Source organism: Niallia sp. Kr1, assembly GCF_050389805.1.
Lineage (GTDB): Bacteria > Bacillota > Bacilli > Bacillales > Cytobacillaceae > Bacillus_BD.
In genome coordinates this window covers 1,044,173-1,058,295 of the sequence record NZ_CP130945.1, presented here as the reverse complement: position 1 = coordinate 1,058,295, position 14,123 = coordinate 1,044,173, and the positions used below count along the sequence as shown (strand labels likewise).

20 protein-coding genes are annotated in these 14,123 nt (G+C 35.8%); 7 read left to right on the top strand and 13 right to left on the bottom strand.

The genetic code is table 11. The annotated features are described in order from the left end of the window. Positions 1-119: 119 nt before the first annotated feature. Together Q5760_RS05230 and Q5760_RS05225 are read right to left on the bottom strand one after the other, a co-directional pair. Complete coding sequence (locus tag Q5760_RS05230) at positions 120-632, bottom strand: superoxide dismutase family protein (RefSeq protein ID WP_428911178.1); 513 nt, start codon at positions 630-632, stop codon at positions 120-122. Between the two features lie 84 nt (positions 633-716). Beyond that, a complete protein-coding gene (locus Q5760_RS05225) occupies positions 717-917 on the bottom strand; it encodes a hypothetical protein (protein ID WP_428911177.1) in 201 nt (66 codons plus the stop codon). Positions 918-1,080: 163 nt separating this feature from the next. Between Q5760_RS05225 and Q5760_RS05220 the strand changes: the two genes are divergently transcribed. After that, positions 1,081-1,461: a kinase-associated lipoprotein B gene (locus tag Q5760_RS05220; RefSeq protein WP_428911176.1), complete on the top strand. Its 381-nt coding sequence runs from the start codon at positions 1,081-1,083 to the stop codon at positions 1,459-1,461. 78 nt (positions 1,462-1,539) lie between these two features. Here the strand turns inward: Q5760_RS05220 and kapD are convergent, their stop codons facing one another. Together kapD and Q5760_RS05210 are read right to left on the bottom strand one after the other, a co-directional pair. Continuing rightward, positions 1,540-2,160: a 3'-5' exonuclease KapD gene (gene kapD, locus Q5760_RS05215; protein WP_428911175.1), complete on the bottom strand. Its 621-nt coding sequence runs from the start codon at positions 2,158-2,160 to the stop codon at positions 1,540-1,542. Between the two features lie 156 nt (positions 2,161-2,316). Then, positions 2,317-2,520 carry a hypothetical protein gene (locus tag Q5760_RS05210; RefSeq protein ID WP_428911174.1) on the bottom strand — a complete coding sequence of 68 codons (204 nt, stop codon included), beginning with the start codon at positions 2,518-2,520 and terminating at the stop codon, positions 2,317-2,319. A 276-nt stretch (positions 2,521-2,796) separates the two neighbouring features. Here Q5760_RS05210 and Q5760_RS05205 point away from each other — a divergent pair, with 276 nt between their 5' ends. Further along, the gene (locus tag Q5760_RS05205; RefSeq protein WP_428911173.1) at positions 2,797-3,066 is read left to right on the top strand and encodes a DUF1450 domain-containing protein; all 270 of its coding nucleotides are present in this window, start codon (positions 2,797-2,799) and stop codon (positions 3,064-3,066) included. A 61-nt stretch (positions 3,067-3,127) separates the two neighbouring features. On the opposite strand, the gene Q5760_RS05200 is transcribed toward Q5760_RS05205, so the two are convergent. Further along, positions 3,128-4,627 (bottom strand): leucyl aminopeptidase, encoded by a 1,500-nt coding sequence (locus tag Q5760_RS05200; RefSeq protein WP_428911172.1) that lies wholly within the window; start codon positions 4,625-4,627, stop codon positions 3,128-3,130. A 208-nt stretch (positions 4,628-4,835) separates the two neighbouring features. On the opposite strand from Q5760_RS05200, the gene Q5760_RS05195 reads away from it, so the two are divergent. After that, a complete protein-coding gene (locus tag Q5760_RS05195; protein ID WP_428911171.1) occupies positions 4,836-5,315 on the top strand; it encodes a divergent PAP2 family protein in 480 nt (159 codons plus the stop codon). 61 nt (positions 5,316-5,376) lie between these two features. On the opposite strand, the gene Q5760_RS05190 is transcribed toward Q5760_RS05195, so the two are convergent. The 5 genes from Q5760_RS05190 to Q5760_RS05170 form a co-directional block, all read right to left on the bottom strand. Continuing rightward, complete coding sequence (locus tag Q5760_RS05190; RefSeq protein WP_428911170.1) at positions 5,377-6,069, bottom strand: 3D domain-containing protein; 693 nt, start codon at positions 6,067-6,069, stop codon at positions 5,377-5,379. Positions 6,070-6,587: 518 nt separating this feature from the next. Further along, positions 6,588-6,911 carry a YuiB family protein gene (locus Q5760_RS05185; RefSeq protein WP_428911169.1) on the bottom strand — a complete coding sequence of 108 codons (324 nt, stop codon included), beginning with the start codon at positions 6,909-6,911 and terminating at the stop codon, positions 6,588-6,590. Positions 6,912-7,034: 123 nt separating this feature from the next. Then, a complete protein-coding gene (locus Q5760_RS05180; RefSeq protein WP_428911168.1) occupies positions 7,035-8,249 on the bottom strand; it encodes an NAD(P)/FAD-dependent oxidoreductase in 1,215 nt (404 codons plus the stop codon). 127 nt (positions 8,250-8,376) lie between these two features. Then, positions 8,377-9,375 (bottom strand): hypothetical protein, encoded by a 999-nt coding sequence (locus Q5760_RS05175; protein ID WP_428911167.1) that lies wholly within the window; start codon positions 9,373-9,375, stop codon positions 8,377-8,379. Continuing rightward, a complete protein-coding gene (locus tag Q5760_RS05170; protein WP_428911166.1) occupies positions 9,362-9,709 on the bottom strand; it encodes a PadR family transcriptional regulator in 348 nt (115 codons plus the stop codon). Before Q5760_RS05170 ends, Q5760_RS05175 begins: the two co-directional genes overlap by 14 nt. Before the next feature lie 205 nt (positions 9,710-9,914). Between Q5760_RS05170 and Q5760_RS05165 the strand changes: the two genes are divergently transcribed. Next, positions 9,915-10,262: a YqzG/YhdC family protein gene (locus tag Q5760_RS05165; protein ID WP_428911165.1), complete on the top strand. Its 348-nt coding sequence runs from the start codon at positions 9,915-9,917 to the stop codon at positions 10,260-10,262. 58 nt (positions 10,263-10,320) lie between these two features. Here the strand turns inward: Q5760_RS05165 and Q5760_RS05160 are convergent, their stop codons facing one another. Continuing rightward, the gene (locus Q5760_RS05160; protein ID WP_428911164.1) at positions 10,321-10,683 is read right to left on the bottom strand and encodes a HesB/IscA family protein; all 363 of its coding nucleotides are present in this window, start codon (positions 10,681-10,683) and stop codon (positions 10,321-10,323) included. Between the two features lie 164 nt (positions 10,684-10,847). Here Q5760_RS05160 and Q5760_RS05155 point away from each other — a divergent pair, with 164 nt between their 5' ends. Further along, a complete protein-coding gene (locus tag Q5760_RS05155; RefSeq protein WP_428911163.1) occupies positions 10,848-11,549 on the top strand; it encodes a DUF2225 domain-containing protein in 702 nt (233 codons plus the stop codon). Between the two features lie 49 nt (positions 11,550-11,598). On the opposite strand, the gene Q5760_RS05150 is transcribed toward Q5760_RS05155, so the two are convergent. Continuing rightward, entirely contained in the window at positions 11,599-11,835 is a 237-nt protein-coding gene (locus Q5760_RS05150; RefSeq protein WP_428911162.1) for a YuzB family protein, read from the bottom strand. Between the two features lie 396 nt (positions 11,836-12,231). Between Q5760_RS05150 and Q5760_RS05145 the strand changes: the two genes are divergently transcribed. Then, the gene (locus Q5760_RS05145) at positions 12,232-13,299 is read left to right on the top strand and encodes an NAD(P)/FAD-dependent oxidoreductase (protein WP_428911161.1); all 1,068 of its coding nucleotides are present in this window, start codon (positions 12,232-12,234) and stop codon (positions 13,297-13,299) included. Between the two features lie 46 nt (positions 13,300-13,345). On the opposite strand, the gene Q5760_RS05140 is transcribed toward Q5760_RS05145, so the two are convergent. After that, entirely contained in the window at positions 13,346-13,678 is a 333-nt protein-coding gene (locus Q5760_RS05140) for a YuzD family protein (protein WP_428911160.1), read from the bottom strand. A gap of 134 nt (positions 13,679-13,812) precedes the next feature. Here Q5760_RS05140 and Q5760_RS05135 point away from each other — a divergent pair, with 134 nt between their 5' ends. Next, the gene (locus Q5760_RS05135; RefSeq protein WP_428911159.1) at positions 13,813-14,073 is read left to right on the top strand and encodes a NifU family protein; all 261 of its coding nucleotides are present in this window, start codon (positions 13,813-13,815) and stop codon (positions 14,071-14,073) included. The last annotated feature ends 50 nt before the right edge of the window (positions 14,074-14,123 follow it).

Sequence of the window (14,123 nt, the reverse complement as noted above, 5' to 3'; positions counted from 1 at the left end):
TTTATTCCCGTTGTATGCACAAAATATCATGAATTTGCAGGGAGTTCTTAGGTTTGCTTTGTTAAATAAAAAGAAGCTGCATTTCCGCTAGTGCTAGAAAGGCAACTTCTTACTTATCGCTATTTCTCCTTAATTTCACCACAGGCAATTCGCTCTCCTGCATCCCCAGCTGGTTGTGTCATGCCATCATCTTTACTGTCATGAATCACAATTGAAGTCCCATCTTTTGTTAAGAGGGATGCTTTTTCTTCTTTTAATGTTACTTGAGGGGCCATGAGCTCTGCTTTTACTGAACCATCAGCCTCCACAATTAAGTTTGGTAAGTCTCCAGCATGGGCACCTTCTGGGTGTAATAAACCATGTTCCTTGTCCTCAGGATTAAAATGACCCCCTGCTGATTTAAAGTCAGGTCCCACGCAGGAACCTTTTTCATGAATATGTATCGCATGTTCACCAACAGGCAAGCCATCTAGATCCACATCTAACTTTACACCACTTGCTTGCTCGGTTAATTTAATCGTACCCAGTGAATCCCCAGCACTATTATGCATGTCAACGTCCAATTTTGTTACTTCATTTTCAACACAACCCGCTAGAAAAAGAAGTAAAATAAACAAACTGGTTTTTTTCATTTTATACATCCTCCATCCGACATTCTTCATTTAGTGTGGACAATCATGTATAAAATTAAACTTTTCCCGTAAAAAAGAACAGTTTCAGTCAACTGTTCCGGAGTTTTTTAGACGTTCTTCTAATTCCTTCGTTTTCTTTTCTTCTTTCTTCGAAATTTTTCGGAATAAAATAAAAGTGAAATAGGCAAATAAACTAAAGATAACGAGACTAATGACGGCTGGGATATATTCTGTTTTATCTTTTGGAAAGTAAAGAAATGTAAATGCTAAAATATACGAAAACACAAAATCCCTTCTCTCTAAATAATAAGTTCTTTTGATATTATAACAGCAACATCTAACATCATCAAAATTTTCAGATTATTACCGAACCTATGTTTCTTATTATTTTATTTTTTGGGATACATGCGCCATAATAGTAAGAGATAAATCAAGGAGGGTAACGAAAATGGGAGAACTACAAGTTGGAGATAAAGTAACGGGTATCTATAAAACAGGAAAATATATCGGTGAAATCACAGATATACGTCCAGAACATTATTTAGTAAAGGTATTGGCTGTCATCAAACATCCTTTACAGGGTGATTTACACCAGCCAAAAGATGCAAATGTGGCCTTTTTCCATGAAAGAAAAGCTCTTTCTTTTCTAGAACAAGCCAATATCCCAAAAAAAATGGTGAAGCCGTTTGAAGAAGAAGTTCCCGATTATGAGTCTTCATTAAAAATAGTGATCAGGAATTTTAAACTTGAATTAGAAAAGGACTCGTCTTTATTTGCCCAGCAAAGTTTGAAAAATATGGAGTCATTGGAAAAGGACTATTTTAAGTGATAAATGATCGGATGTATTTTTAATGTTGAAGAAATCTATAAATATTTAAAGCCAAATCAACTTTGAGATTTGGCTTTTTTAGGCAAATTTATTAAATAGTTGTGAGAGGTCGATTCGGTCACCAATGGTCGTGTGATCAGGGTTGTGTAAATATTGCTTATCCTTCTCAACAAGCTTAAAGATATGATAGGTTGTGAGAGCATCATCTAAGGCACGGTGGTGCTTACCGACACCATCTTTCCCATATTCTTGAACGGCTTTCCATAATCCTGTTTGGTTTTGATCTCCAAAGAATCGCTTATATTCCATCGATAAATCAATTTCCTTTGCTTTAAAGGGAAACGTCAATGAAGCTTGTTCACAATTTTGGCGCAATACTTTCATATCCATATTTCCCCATGTTACAACCGTATTTTGGAAATCTTTCGTGAGTATGGTAAAGCGATTGATTAATTCTGAAAAAGGAATGCCTTGATCAATTTGATCTTGACTAATATGGAGGAAGGTTTTGCATCTTTCTGTTAAGATGGGAAAGCGATTTGGTATGACATAGGTCGAAAACTTCTCGTAAATATGACCATTCGCTACTGCTACTATGCCTGCCTCAATAATTTCGGGATAAAACCCTTTCGTTTTTTTCCCTTTTTCAGGCATTGTAAATTCAAAATCAATAAATAAATGCTGTTGATTTTCTAACACTCGTTCACCCCCTAAATGATGTCAAGCCTATCCATATAAACTTAAATATATTTTAACATTTTTTAAATCTTTTTTCATTTTTCAGTTAAAGTTTTTTACAAAAAAGGGTGACAGGCACCTTCCATTTTATGGAAGGTGCCTGTCACCCTTTTTATTTTAATAAAAGTAACCTGGATATCCGTAGTATGGTGGGATTTGGCCATAAAAGCCTGGGTATGGTGGGTAGCCTCCAAAGGCTCCTGGATATGCTCCGAATGGGCGAGAAATGGCTCCTCCCACAAAGCCGCCAATAAGCCCACCAACTAGAGGAGCAAGAAATAATCCTCTTTGCTCATATTGAGGGTTTCTATACCCGTACATCTGCATTACCTCCTTTATCTTAATCCCTAATAAACAGGATTCTATATATTACTTCATATGCAAAATTATTGAAATTTGGAACAAACTTATCCAAAAATATATGTGATCATTTTACAAATTGGTATATTATGCATAATGGTTTAATAGCAACGCTATTCGTTCTTGTTCACACTACAGACCTTAAATACCCTAAAAAAAAGTCCTTTCTCTTGACTCTGCAATATAGATTCCTGCTATATTGTAAGTATGATAGCTTGAACGTTAGGAGGATCCATTATGGGCACGTTAATACAGAAATTTTTTGGAAAAAAGAAGGTTTTAAAACTTGAATTCTGCCAAAATAATTTAGATCGTTTTTTAGATCAAGAGAGCCAGCCTCTTTTTAGTCAATTTGTGAATCAAAGTACTGTTTCTGTGAAAGAATTTGAGTGTTTAAGTCATTGTAAACGCTGCAACGAGAAATCCTATGCATTTGCAAATGGAGAATTCATCAGTGCTAATCATTATATGGATTTACTAGAGAGGTTAAAGAAACTCCATTCATGATAGCGATCGATTATTACTTGATAAAGAAAAAAGGAGACCTTAAGCCTCCTCCTTTCCCTTTCTATGATTCAAATCTTTCTACAATCAGCGCTAATGTCCTTACCATCACACCTGTAGCACCAGATGGTCCTAGATTGGTATCTTTTTTCGTTGTCGCCGTTCCTGCAATGTCTAAATGTACCCATGGCGTATTTTCTGCAAATTCTCCAATAAAGGCTCCACCCATAATGGCGTGACCTTCACTACCAGGGGAATTATTTAAATCAGCGATCTTACTATTCCGAACGCGCTGTTTATCTTTTTCAAATAAAGGTAAACGCCAAATCGGTTCACCTGCTTCAAAAGAAGCTTCTAGGACTTGTTCGAACCATTCCTCATTATTGGTTATGGCACCTGTTGTTTCCGTTCCAAGGGCTGTAATGACACCACCTGTTAAGGTTGCCACGTCAACAAGATAGTTGGCACCATGATGCTTTGCATACGTTACCGCATCAGCTAACACAAGTCTCCCTTCTGCATCCGTATTTAATACTTCTATTGTTTTACCGCTCATAGATATAATCACATCGTCTGGCTTAAGCGCTTCACCGCTAATCATATTATCCGTTGATGGGATAACTGCGACGACATTTTGTTCAGGCTTCAATTCCCCAATCACTTCCATGGCTCCAAGTACAGCTGCCGCACCCCCCATGTCGGTTTTCATCCCAACAATTCCAGCTTTCGTTTTAAGTGAATATCCACCTGTATCAAAGGTAATCCCTTTTCCAACTAAGCCAATTACGTCCGTCCACTCTTCTTTACCTTGATACTTTAAAACAATCATCTTAGGTGGCTCTGTTGAACCTTGATTCACAGCTAACATCGCACCCATGCCAAGTTTCAGCATATCTTCTTTTTCTAAAATTTCTACTTCAAATAAATATTTCTCACCTAATTCTTTCGCATATTCTGCTAAGTCAGAGGCTGTTAATAAATTCCCAGGGGTATTTACAAGTGTTCGCGCTGAATTTGTACCTTTTCCAAACGAATATCCAACGGTTAGAGCCGCCTTAATATCCTCAACCTCAACATCTTCTAAATACACCATGATTCGCTGTATTTGTTTTTCAGGCTCATTTGGTTTTTGTTTATAATTCTCAAATTGATAGGTAGATAATGCAAATGCTTCACTTAAAGCATGGGCGGCATCTAAAGCATCGATGGATTCCGTAGTAAAAGAATCTAAATATACAGCAACCTCTTCTATTTTATCCTTCTGAACTTTTTTAAAAATAGTGCCAAAGGATTCTCTAATTTCTTCAAATGAAGTATTTTTTTCTTTTCCCAAACCAATAAAATATAAACGTTTACTAGGTACCTTTCCGAATGTATGTATTTTAGCTGTCTGTTCTATTCGGGCTGAAATGTCACCACTCTTCACGAGCTCCGTTAATTCACCAGAGAAAGCCTCATCCAATTCTTCTAATTTTTCTTCAAATTTTACTGGTTTATCAAATAACCCAATAATTATAGCTTCGTGAGCTTCTGTAAAAGGTTTTTTCTTATAAACGGTAAACATGATGAACCCTCCTTATCTTTTAACATAACGAACCATTTTTAGCATAATTTATGAAAATAATCGCGTCAAGTTAAGCAAATAATAGCTGTACCGAGTTAAATGTCTATTTAACCGTGTTTGAACACTAGCATTTATTACACCTTATTGTTAAAATATTACGTGCTACAATATCGCTTGCAATTATGGTAAAAAGGATGATCAATCAAAAATGAGTTTGCTTGAAAATTTCCCCTTGTGGGCTGCCCTATTCGCTGTATTATTTGCACAATTTATTAAAGTTCCGATCCAATACATTGCCACGAGAAAACTTGATTGGTCATTAATGACAAGTACAGGTGGCATGCCAAGTTCTCATTCGGCAATGGTTACTGCCTTAGCAACTGGAGTTGCAGTAGATACAGGACTTGGTTCCCCCGTATTTGCAGTGGCTACCGTATTTGCCATTGTAACTATGTATGATGCTTCAGGAGTAAGAAGACAGGCTGGGAAACATGCGACTGTGTTAAACCAACTCGTGTTCGAGTTTAAAAAACTTGTTTCAGAAGTAAAGTCTCTGCCGCAAAAACCAGAGGAAGAAGTTAGGAAGGAATTAAAAGAATTACTTGGACACGAACCGAGTGAAGTATTTTTTGGAGGATTAACAGGTATTCTCCTTACGTTAGCACTACATTTTCTTTTTAGAGTATAAAATCAGAAGAGGCTGTTTTCAGTGCAGGTAGTTCGATACCCCATTGAATCAGCCTCGTTTTTTATTTTCTTTCTGTATTCATATATTGTTGACGGAATACTTGCATAGATTCAGCTTCATTCAAAACCTGCAACTCTGTCTCTGTTAAGGTTCCGTCACCCTCTTCAATCACATAAACCTCAATATCTTTTTTACCCCACTGATTATACACATCATCTACTGTGTTAAAGTATAGGTCTACTCGATTCCCTTTAATGGCGCCTCCTTTATCAGCAACAACACCAAATCCATATCCAGGGATAAAGAGAATGGTTCCAATCGGAAATATTTGTAAATCAGCTGCAACGGTGGAATATAAATCTCTTTTGACCATTACTCCTGAATAAGTAATCCCATATTCAGGATGCCCCGGGTTTTTTCCCGTTGATTCAACTCCTGCCGTGTAGCCTGTAGCCGTTACTTTTACTTTTGGATACTTAGAGAGATCAAGTTGTTCCTCGATGCTTTGTGTAGCTGCTTCAACTGTAGTCATCCCTGAATTCACTTTTACAGAGTGATGAAACGACTCTAATACGCCATCCAATATTTCGAAACTTAAATGACGTTGATTTGTATCATCGCTTGTCTTCTCGTTCATACTAAACATAAAGGTTTTCACATCTAAACCTGTAATGGTTTGAGCCGTAACGATTAAGGCTCCAATAAAAAGCAGGGTCATGATCATACGAGTTGAAAGTTTTTTGATTGGTATCATGTATTTTTCATTCCTCCCAAAACTATTCATTTCCTATCAGGATTAAAATTATTCATGAATAGTAAAAAAAGGGAGGAATGTACAAAAATAAAAAACTTCTAATTTCATACAAATAATTCAGTATTCGCATAATATATATCATTGCAATGAACAGGCTAAATCGCAAGTCATTTGGTGCCTATAATTCCCTGATTATGGAAATGAATATTGGAATTTTAGCCTATTAAAAATCATAGAAAATAACTCACTTAGTCTCTGAAGGCTTTTCAAATCTGTATATTGTTAAGAATAACGTACTAAATGTCCTTAATAAAGTTGAAACGAATGGATATCGTATAATTCTAAAGTGGAATTGAATCATACAAACCAAAATAAAACACATGAACTTTTATGATCCATGTGTTTTTAACTGCTATTTCTATTGATTTTTTTTGGTTTTTAATGTTTTTTACACTTGCTCCCCACTATCAGAACTTCTTAAATAAGTCTCTATTATGAATGATTTATTTTTAGTAGGATTAAAACATCTGATAGCCCCTTTTTCGAAGTGCTTTAATCGTAATCCCAGCTACAATCGCCCCGCCCCAACCACATGCTAAAATTAAAATATCCGCAGGGGCTAAGCCAATAATCCGAGATCCTAATTCTGATATAGCTTCCATTGTTCTTGTAAAATATTCAATAAAACGTACATCATCGATAATAATAAAAGCAATAATAGGATAAATAATAGCCATAATCCATGACATCCGAAGTAACATATTTAAAATAAAACCAATCCCGAAAAATAACACGAAAAAAAGCAGCATGGATATGATCAGTACAACAATATTCATTTGCATAAGTATGTCCCTCCTTGTACCATTTTAAGTGTACAGATTCTTTGAAAAAGCGTCAATTTTTGTGTTTCATAAAACAAATAAGTGCCAGGTACCTTCCAGAAACTGGAAGGTACCTGGCACCATTTAAAACAGACTAACTCTACCTTTTTTTGCGAGTAATGTAGAGCCGCCAATCATATACAAGGCCCGGTTATCGATTAATTTTTTCATCGCCAATGCCTTTGAACCTTTTAATTTTTTACCGTATACGACACCACAGGCATTATTTTTACCAAGTGCACACACGATCCCGCGAATATGAGGGTCAAATGACTTAAGTTCTTGTTCACCTCTGACTAAAGAGATAATATTTTCGGCACATGTTATTCCTTGTTGCAAGGCAATTTGAGCGGTGGGCGAATAAGGTTCACCTGTTTTTGGATCTTTCACCACTGAGCAATCTCCGATAATAAAAAGACGATCAAATCCAGGTACTCTCAAATCTGGCTGAACTTCCACCCGACCATTTACCGTCTCTATACCAGCTTTTTCAATAATTTTATTTCCTCTAACACCTGCAGCCCAGATAAAAGACCCTGTTTTAATTTCTTCGAGGTCATCATCGCCATGACCGCCAATTAAAACAGAACCTTGTTTGCATTCTTTAATCCGTTTCCCTAGGATAAATTGAACGCCCTTTTTCTTTAAAGACGACACAGCATACTCTGCCAAGTCATGCTCAAAGATTTGTAAAGGATAGGACGATTGAACACAAATATACTTTACTTTCTGTTGATCGACATGATATTGTCGACATAATTTTGGAACCCATTCTGTCAGCTCACCAAGAAATTCAATCCCTGTTAATCCAGCCCCTCCAACCACAATTGTCAAATTATCATCATTCTTATGAGTGTGATACATTCTAAATTGCTCTTCAATATGATTTCGGATACCTCTAGCAGCGTTAACGCTCGAAATCGCTAGGGCATATTCATCAATTCCCTTGATCCCGTATTCCTCTTGCTCACCACCTAGAGCAACAACAAGATAATCATAAGATAATTCCTCTTGATTATCGAAGATGACCTTTTTCTGACTTGTATCTATTTTCGAAACAGTTTTTTTAACAAACCGTACTTTATTTTTATCTAATAAAGGGCTAATTTCAAAACGAACCCGGTTAGGATGTATCGTTCCTCCTGCTACTTGATGCAGCCATGTTCTTTGATAGTGATATTCGTGTTTATTGACTAAAATAATTTCTGCTTCCTGTACATTTAATTCTTTTTGCAATGTTGTTACAGCCATTAATCCAGCAAAACCAGCACCTATTACAACTATTTTAGGTTTATTCAATCCTCTTCACCTCTGGAACGATTCTTACCTTTCATTGTATTATTCTTTATACTAAAAAAACAACTTATAACAAAAAAGACCGGCTTAAATACACCGATCTATCGTCCAACATTGTTTATTCATTTTTCTAACGAATTCTTGCTTTACGGAACCCATCAAAGATGGCTATCCCACCAAATACGACAAACAGGAAGATGACTCCGATCGTGATCCAATTGGTAAAGTGTTCTGCTGGGACGGAAAAGAGATCCGTCATAAAGGAAACAAATTCAGGTTGGAATAAATTAGGATTTATCATAATGACAATGACAACAATAGTTGATAGGACCTCATGAATGGTGTTAAATACAGCCACTTTATATGTCCACTGTCCTTTAAATAATTTGTAAAGGGCTAATGCAATTTCTATTCCTATCACGATTACGATAAAAGGCCAATACGATAGTAATACTTCATGATCTAAGGCAGGAGTGACAAATTCAAGTCCATTTCCCTCGTTTTTATAGGCCCCTAATAAATGATTTGCGTAAAAATATACACTTGCCCAAATCGATGTCCATACTAAACTAAAATATACTTCGCTCCTTGGAATTTCCTTTTTCTTCGGGATATAAGTAATATTTTTTAAATCATCAGGAGTCCATTTGTTATAATTCATGGTTAATGGCTCTAAATCTTTCCCTTTATCACATCGTTCAATAATCGCAAATGTAAGAGTTAACCAGAAAGCAACCTGTAAGCCTACTTCAATTAAGACCCAAATTCCTTCGGCAAAAACTTTGATAATAATGTTTAATATCGCTTCTTCACCGTTATAGGTAAAGAAATAACTTGCAATCATTGAAATCAACGCAATGACACCGGCAATGGGTAAAATCATTTTCAACAATGATACATATAAATCATAGTAACGCGGACCAATTAAATGCATCGGCCGCTCTCGATATCCACTTGCTAACGTTACCGGATTCCCCATTTTCACCAGTACCTTTTTCACATCCTCTTCCATATAATCAGCCGGAAGCATATCCTCAATGGTTGATCTTAATTCAAGTGCGATGTCTTCACGACTTTTTTCCGGTAGCCTCCGTGTCACTTCTTGGATATATATCTCAATTAAATCCATCATCTTCCTCCCCTTTTAATAGTTCATAAAGTTCTTTTGAATTCTTCATCCATTCCGCTTTTAATTGCAAAAAGATCTCCACACCATATTCACTGAGTACATAATATTTACGCGGCCTGCTTTCTGTTGTATCCCAACTGCTTGTAACTAATTCTTGTTTTTCTAAACGACGTAATAAAGGATACAAAGTACTTTGCTCTATCGATATTCCCGATTGCTCTAAAAGCTGAACAAGTGAATATCCATATTGTGGTGTACGCAATTGACTTAAAACGGCTAAGGTCAACGTTCCTCTCCTGAGCTCTGTCATTAATGAATCCAATAATGTACTCATTCACCCACCTCATTTTTAATAATTGCTAAAATATAATACTATGTGTCATACACTATTTACTTTATACTATGTATCATACACTATTATGTTTACAACATCAATGAAAATTATTAAATTTTCCCTTTACATCGAGTAAAAGTAAATATTGATAACAACAGAATAAAGAGGAGTACAATTACAAATTCTAACGAAGAGGAGGATGAGCATGAAAAAAATCATATACTTAACATTTGTTTGTTTTACGATTATGAGCTTGGGCAATTCACATTTTAACCTAATTGCATATGACGTACATGCACAAACTCAAACACAACCACCCCCATATGCAAAATGGGGAAATATCGCTGTTGAAAAAACAAAAGAAAAATACCCAGATGCTCAAGTCGTTGATTATTTACATGTGGGAAAAGAAAATAAAGGGAATAACTCTGTTGAAAAATTTAAATTGTGGGTAAAAGGCAAAGACAGGGAATTTGGGGTGCTTGTTAACATCGAATTTAATAGATCCACTGAGAAAATTGTGAGAATTTCGTTTAAAGAAGTAGCGCGTTAACAAAAAAAAACGGTGTCTGATACTTATATAAGTATCAGACACCGTTTTTTCTACTTTCTTAACATTCTTCAGGTGTTCCTGTTTGTGTAGCCGTACGGAAACTTGATCCGCATCCACATGTCGCAATCGCATTTGGGTTATCAATCGTGAACCCGCCGCCCATTAAGGATTGTTTGTAATCGATTTGTGTACCATCTAAAATAGCCGCATCATCTTTATTTACAACCACTTGTAATCCATGTAATTCAAATACAAGATCATTTTCCTCAGCTTCCGGAACAAACCCCATTCCGTAGGTTAAGCCGCTGCAACCGCCGCCTTTGACGGCTACTCGTAATAGTGCTCCTTCTTCCTCGTTTTGCTTCATCATATCTTTTATTTGGAGAGCCGCTGCTTCAGAAATCTTCACTAATTCACTCATTTTTTTGCCTCCTTTTACTTATATTCTATTATATACACTTCATCTTCGTCCCTCAACTAATGTGCAAATGACATAACTACCAAATATTTCTTTAGTCCTATATGAAAATGAGTTATAATACTTTTAGTATAGTTCAATACTCTCTATTTGGAGGTGTCTAAAAATTGACTGAAATTGAACCTCTTTATGATAAAAAGTACGAATGTCATATTTGTAGCAACAAGTTTCATTCAAAAAAGATTCGAACTCGATTTGTAAAATTGGAATCCACTGATACAGACTTTTGTCCTACCTATACAGATCCAGAAAATAACCCAATCCTTTATCAAATAATTGTTTGTCCTTCTTGTGGATATTCTTTTTCAGAAGACTTTTCAAATTACTTTTCATATGGAACAAAAGAAGCCATTCAAGATAAGGTATGCTCAAAATGGAACCCCCATCATTTTTCAGATAAAAGATCGATTGAGGATGCCATAAAAACATACAAATTGGCTATTTATTGTGCCACATTAAAACAAGAAAAACATATTATTTTAGCTGGATTATATATAAAACTAACATGGCTTTACCGCTATTTAGGAAATGATACACAAGAGCAACGTTTTATGAATATTGCCCTTCAAGAATATTTTTATAGCTATACCACCCAAGATTTTCAAGGGACTCAAGTGTCCGAAATTCGCGTTCTTTATTTATTAGGAGAGCTTTCAATTCGAACAGGCAATATCAAAGATGCCAGTGTACATTTTTCAAAAGTGATCGAACAGCAGAAGAAAACAACTGAGAGCCGATTAGTAGAAATGGCCAAAGACCGTTGGAATGAAGTCAGGCATACAAAGGAATTTCAATTATCTACCAACTAGAAAAAGGATATCTCTAGAGCTTTATTAGCTTAGAGTTCCTTTTTTCTATTTAAAGCGGTAAACGATCAATATAATCATATATATTCTCTACGAGCTGTTCTGAATTTTCACCCATCACCACTTCCCCATTTACAAGAGCATATAAGGTGTGATGACATTTGCCACACTGACTTAAACAACCATATTCAACGACATCTAAATTGGAGTCTCTTTCTAACTCTGCTCTCGCCTTTTGTGCACCGTTTGCCAAATTGGTGATACAAAATTCAATTAACGTTCTTCTCATATCTTCCTCACCCCAAACTCCAAAGAGCTATCTTATTTATTTTAACTCCTTAAGACAAATTTTAATAGCTTTCAAGTTAGATGCTATAAAGGAAATAAAATTTTATTATATCAATATTCTCCTTGTCATAAAAAAGCCTCAAAACTGTTGTTATTTTGTCACAATTTAGTTATACTTTCCTTATATTAATAAATATTTACTCGTTTTTAAAATATAGTTTTTGAGAGCGCTTTAATAAGGTTTTAATCATCATAATAGAATATCAATATAGAATAATAACCCATTCAAAGCCAATTCATTCAAGATTAAGTGAGGAATTTCGTTCATCTTTCATCATTCATTGAATAATAATATAGAGATAGTTAATAGATGAGCGAAGAAAAAGGGGAAATGATAATGAAAAAGCTGGTTATACTGGGTGGAGGATATGGTGGCGTAAGAATTCTTGATCGTTTATTGCCCACTCAATTACCTGAAGACGTTTCTATAACTTTAATTGATCGAGTGCCTTATCATTGTTTGAAAACAGAATTCTATGCGCTAGCTGCAGGAACCATTTCAGATCAAGATGTACGAGTTGCATTTCCTGATCACCCTAAATTACAAGTCATCTATGCTGAAATTACTAAAATCGACCTTGAAAAGAAAAAAGTCATTCTTGCTGATGAAAATGACGTTTCCTATGACGACTTAATTATTGGACTAGGTTGCGAAGATAACTATCATGGGGTACCTGGTGCAAAAGAGTTTACTTACAGTATTCAATCCATTGAAAAAGCACGAAATACGTATCAAACTCTTAATAATCTATCTCCTGGGTCAACCGTATCGATTGTTGGCGCGGGATTAAGCGGTGTGGAGCTCGCATCAGAACTTGTAGAGAGTCGTCCGGATTTAAAAGTTAAACTATTTGACCGTGGGAATTATATTTTATCTGCTTTCCCTGTCAAACTGAGCACTTATGTCCAAAATTGGTTCGATAATAATGGCGTAGATATTGTGAGCAACTCAAATATTACAAGGGTAGAGGACAGAATGTTATTCAATCATGATGAACCGATTCCCAGTGATGTAATCGTTTGGACAGCCGGAATTCAACCAAATCAAGTTGTACGAGAGCTTAATGTTGAAAAGGATAAACAGGGAAGAGTCGTTCTAACAAAGCACCATAACATCCCTAATAATGAACATGTCTATGTGGTTGGAGACTGTGCCAGCTTACCGCATGCTCCAAGTGCACAATTAGCAGAAGGACAAGGGGAACAAATTGTCCAAATTCTAATGAAGCGATGGAATCAGGAAGAATTACCTGAAACCCTACCCCTGATTAAATTGAAGGGCATTCTAGGATCTCTTGGAAAAAAACACGGATTCGGTCTACTAAACGAAAAACCTGTTACAGGTCGAGTCGCTCGCTTGCTAAAATCAGGAATATTATGGATGTACAAGTACCACCGCGGATAATAACAAAAGGAACACCTTCCATTTTAAACGAGAAGGTGTTCCTTTTTTATTTTTCTTCCGGTATATATCCGTATTTCTCAAGCTCAGCATAAATGGTTTTTAAGCGAGCGTTACCCTCACCGACAATTTTTCCTTCTACTAAAATGACGGGATAAAATAGATCCTCGTCAATAACTTTTTGCGCAAATCGTTTTTTTTCTTCATCATCAGGTGGTTGAAAAATATCTGTATACGTAAACCGAAAGGGCTGATTCGGAAATTTGCGGCTAATTGCTGCTTGTAGCCATTCATACGTATCAATGGATGATGGTAAATTAACACAACTAGCACAAATTTGTTCTGCACCAAAAATGGCGATCTCCACTTCTTTTTGGCCCATTTCTTTTCATCCTCTCTACCTTTCTTAAGTATATGATATTATAATTATTATTATAAAACAAAATATTAGATTGTTGGGATTGTATGGATTTCGATTCTCATCTGTAGCTTTTTTATTCTCACCCCAGTATAATAATGAGTAGGAAAGGAGTCGATAACATGTCAGAACAAACAATGTTTGAGCAAGTATCAGAAGTATTAGATAAATTACGCCCGTTCCTTCTTCGTGACGGAGGAGATTGTGAATTAATTGATGTAGAAGATGGTATTGTGAAATTACGTTTACTAGGTGCTTGTGGTAGCTGCCCAAGTTCAACTATTACATTAAAGGCTGGAATCGAACGCGCCCTTGTTGAAGAAGTTCCTGGTGTAGTAGAAGTTGAGCAAGTATTCTAATACAAAATGAGATAAAAGCAAAAGCGACCTTTTTTTACCAAAGGTCGCTT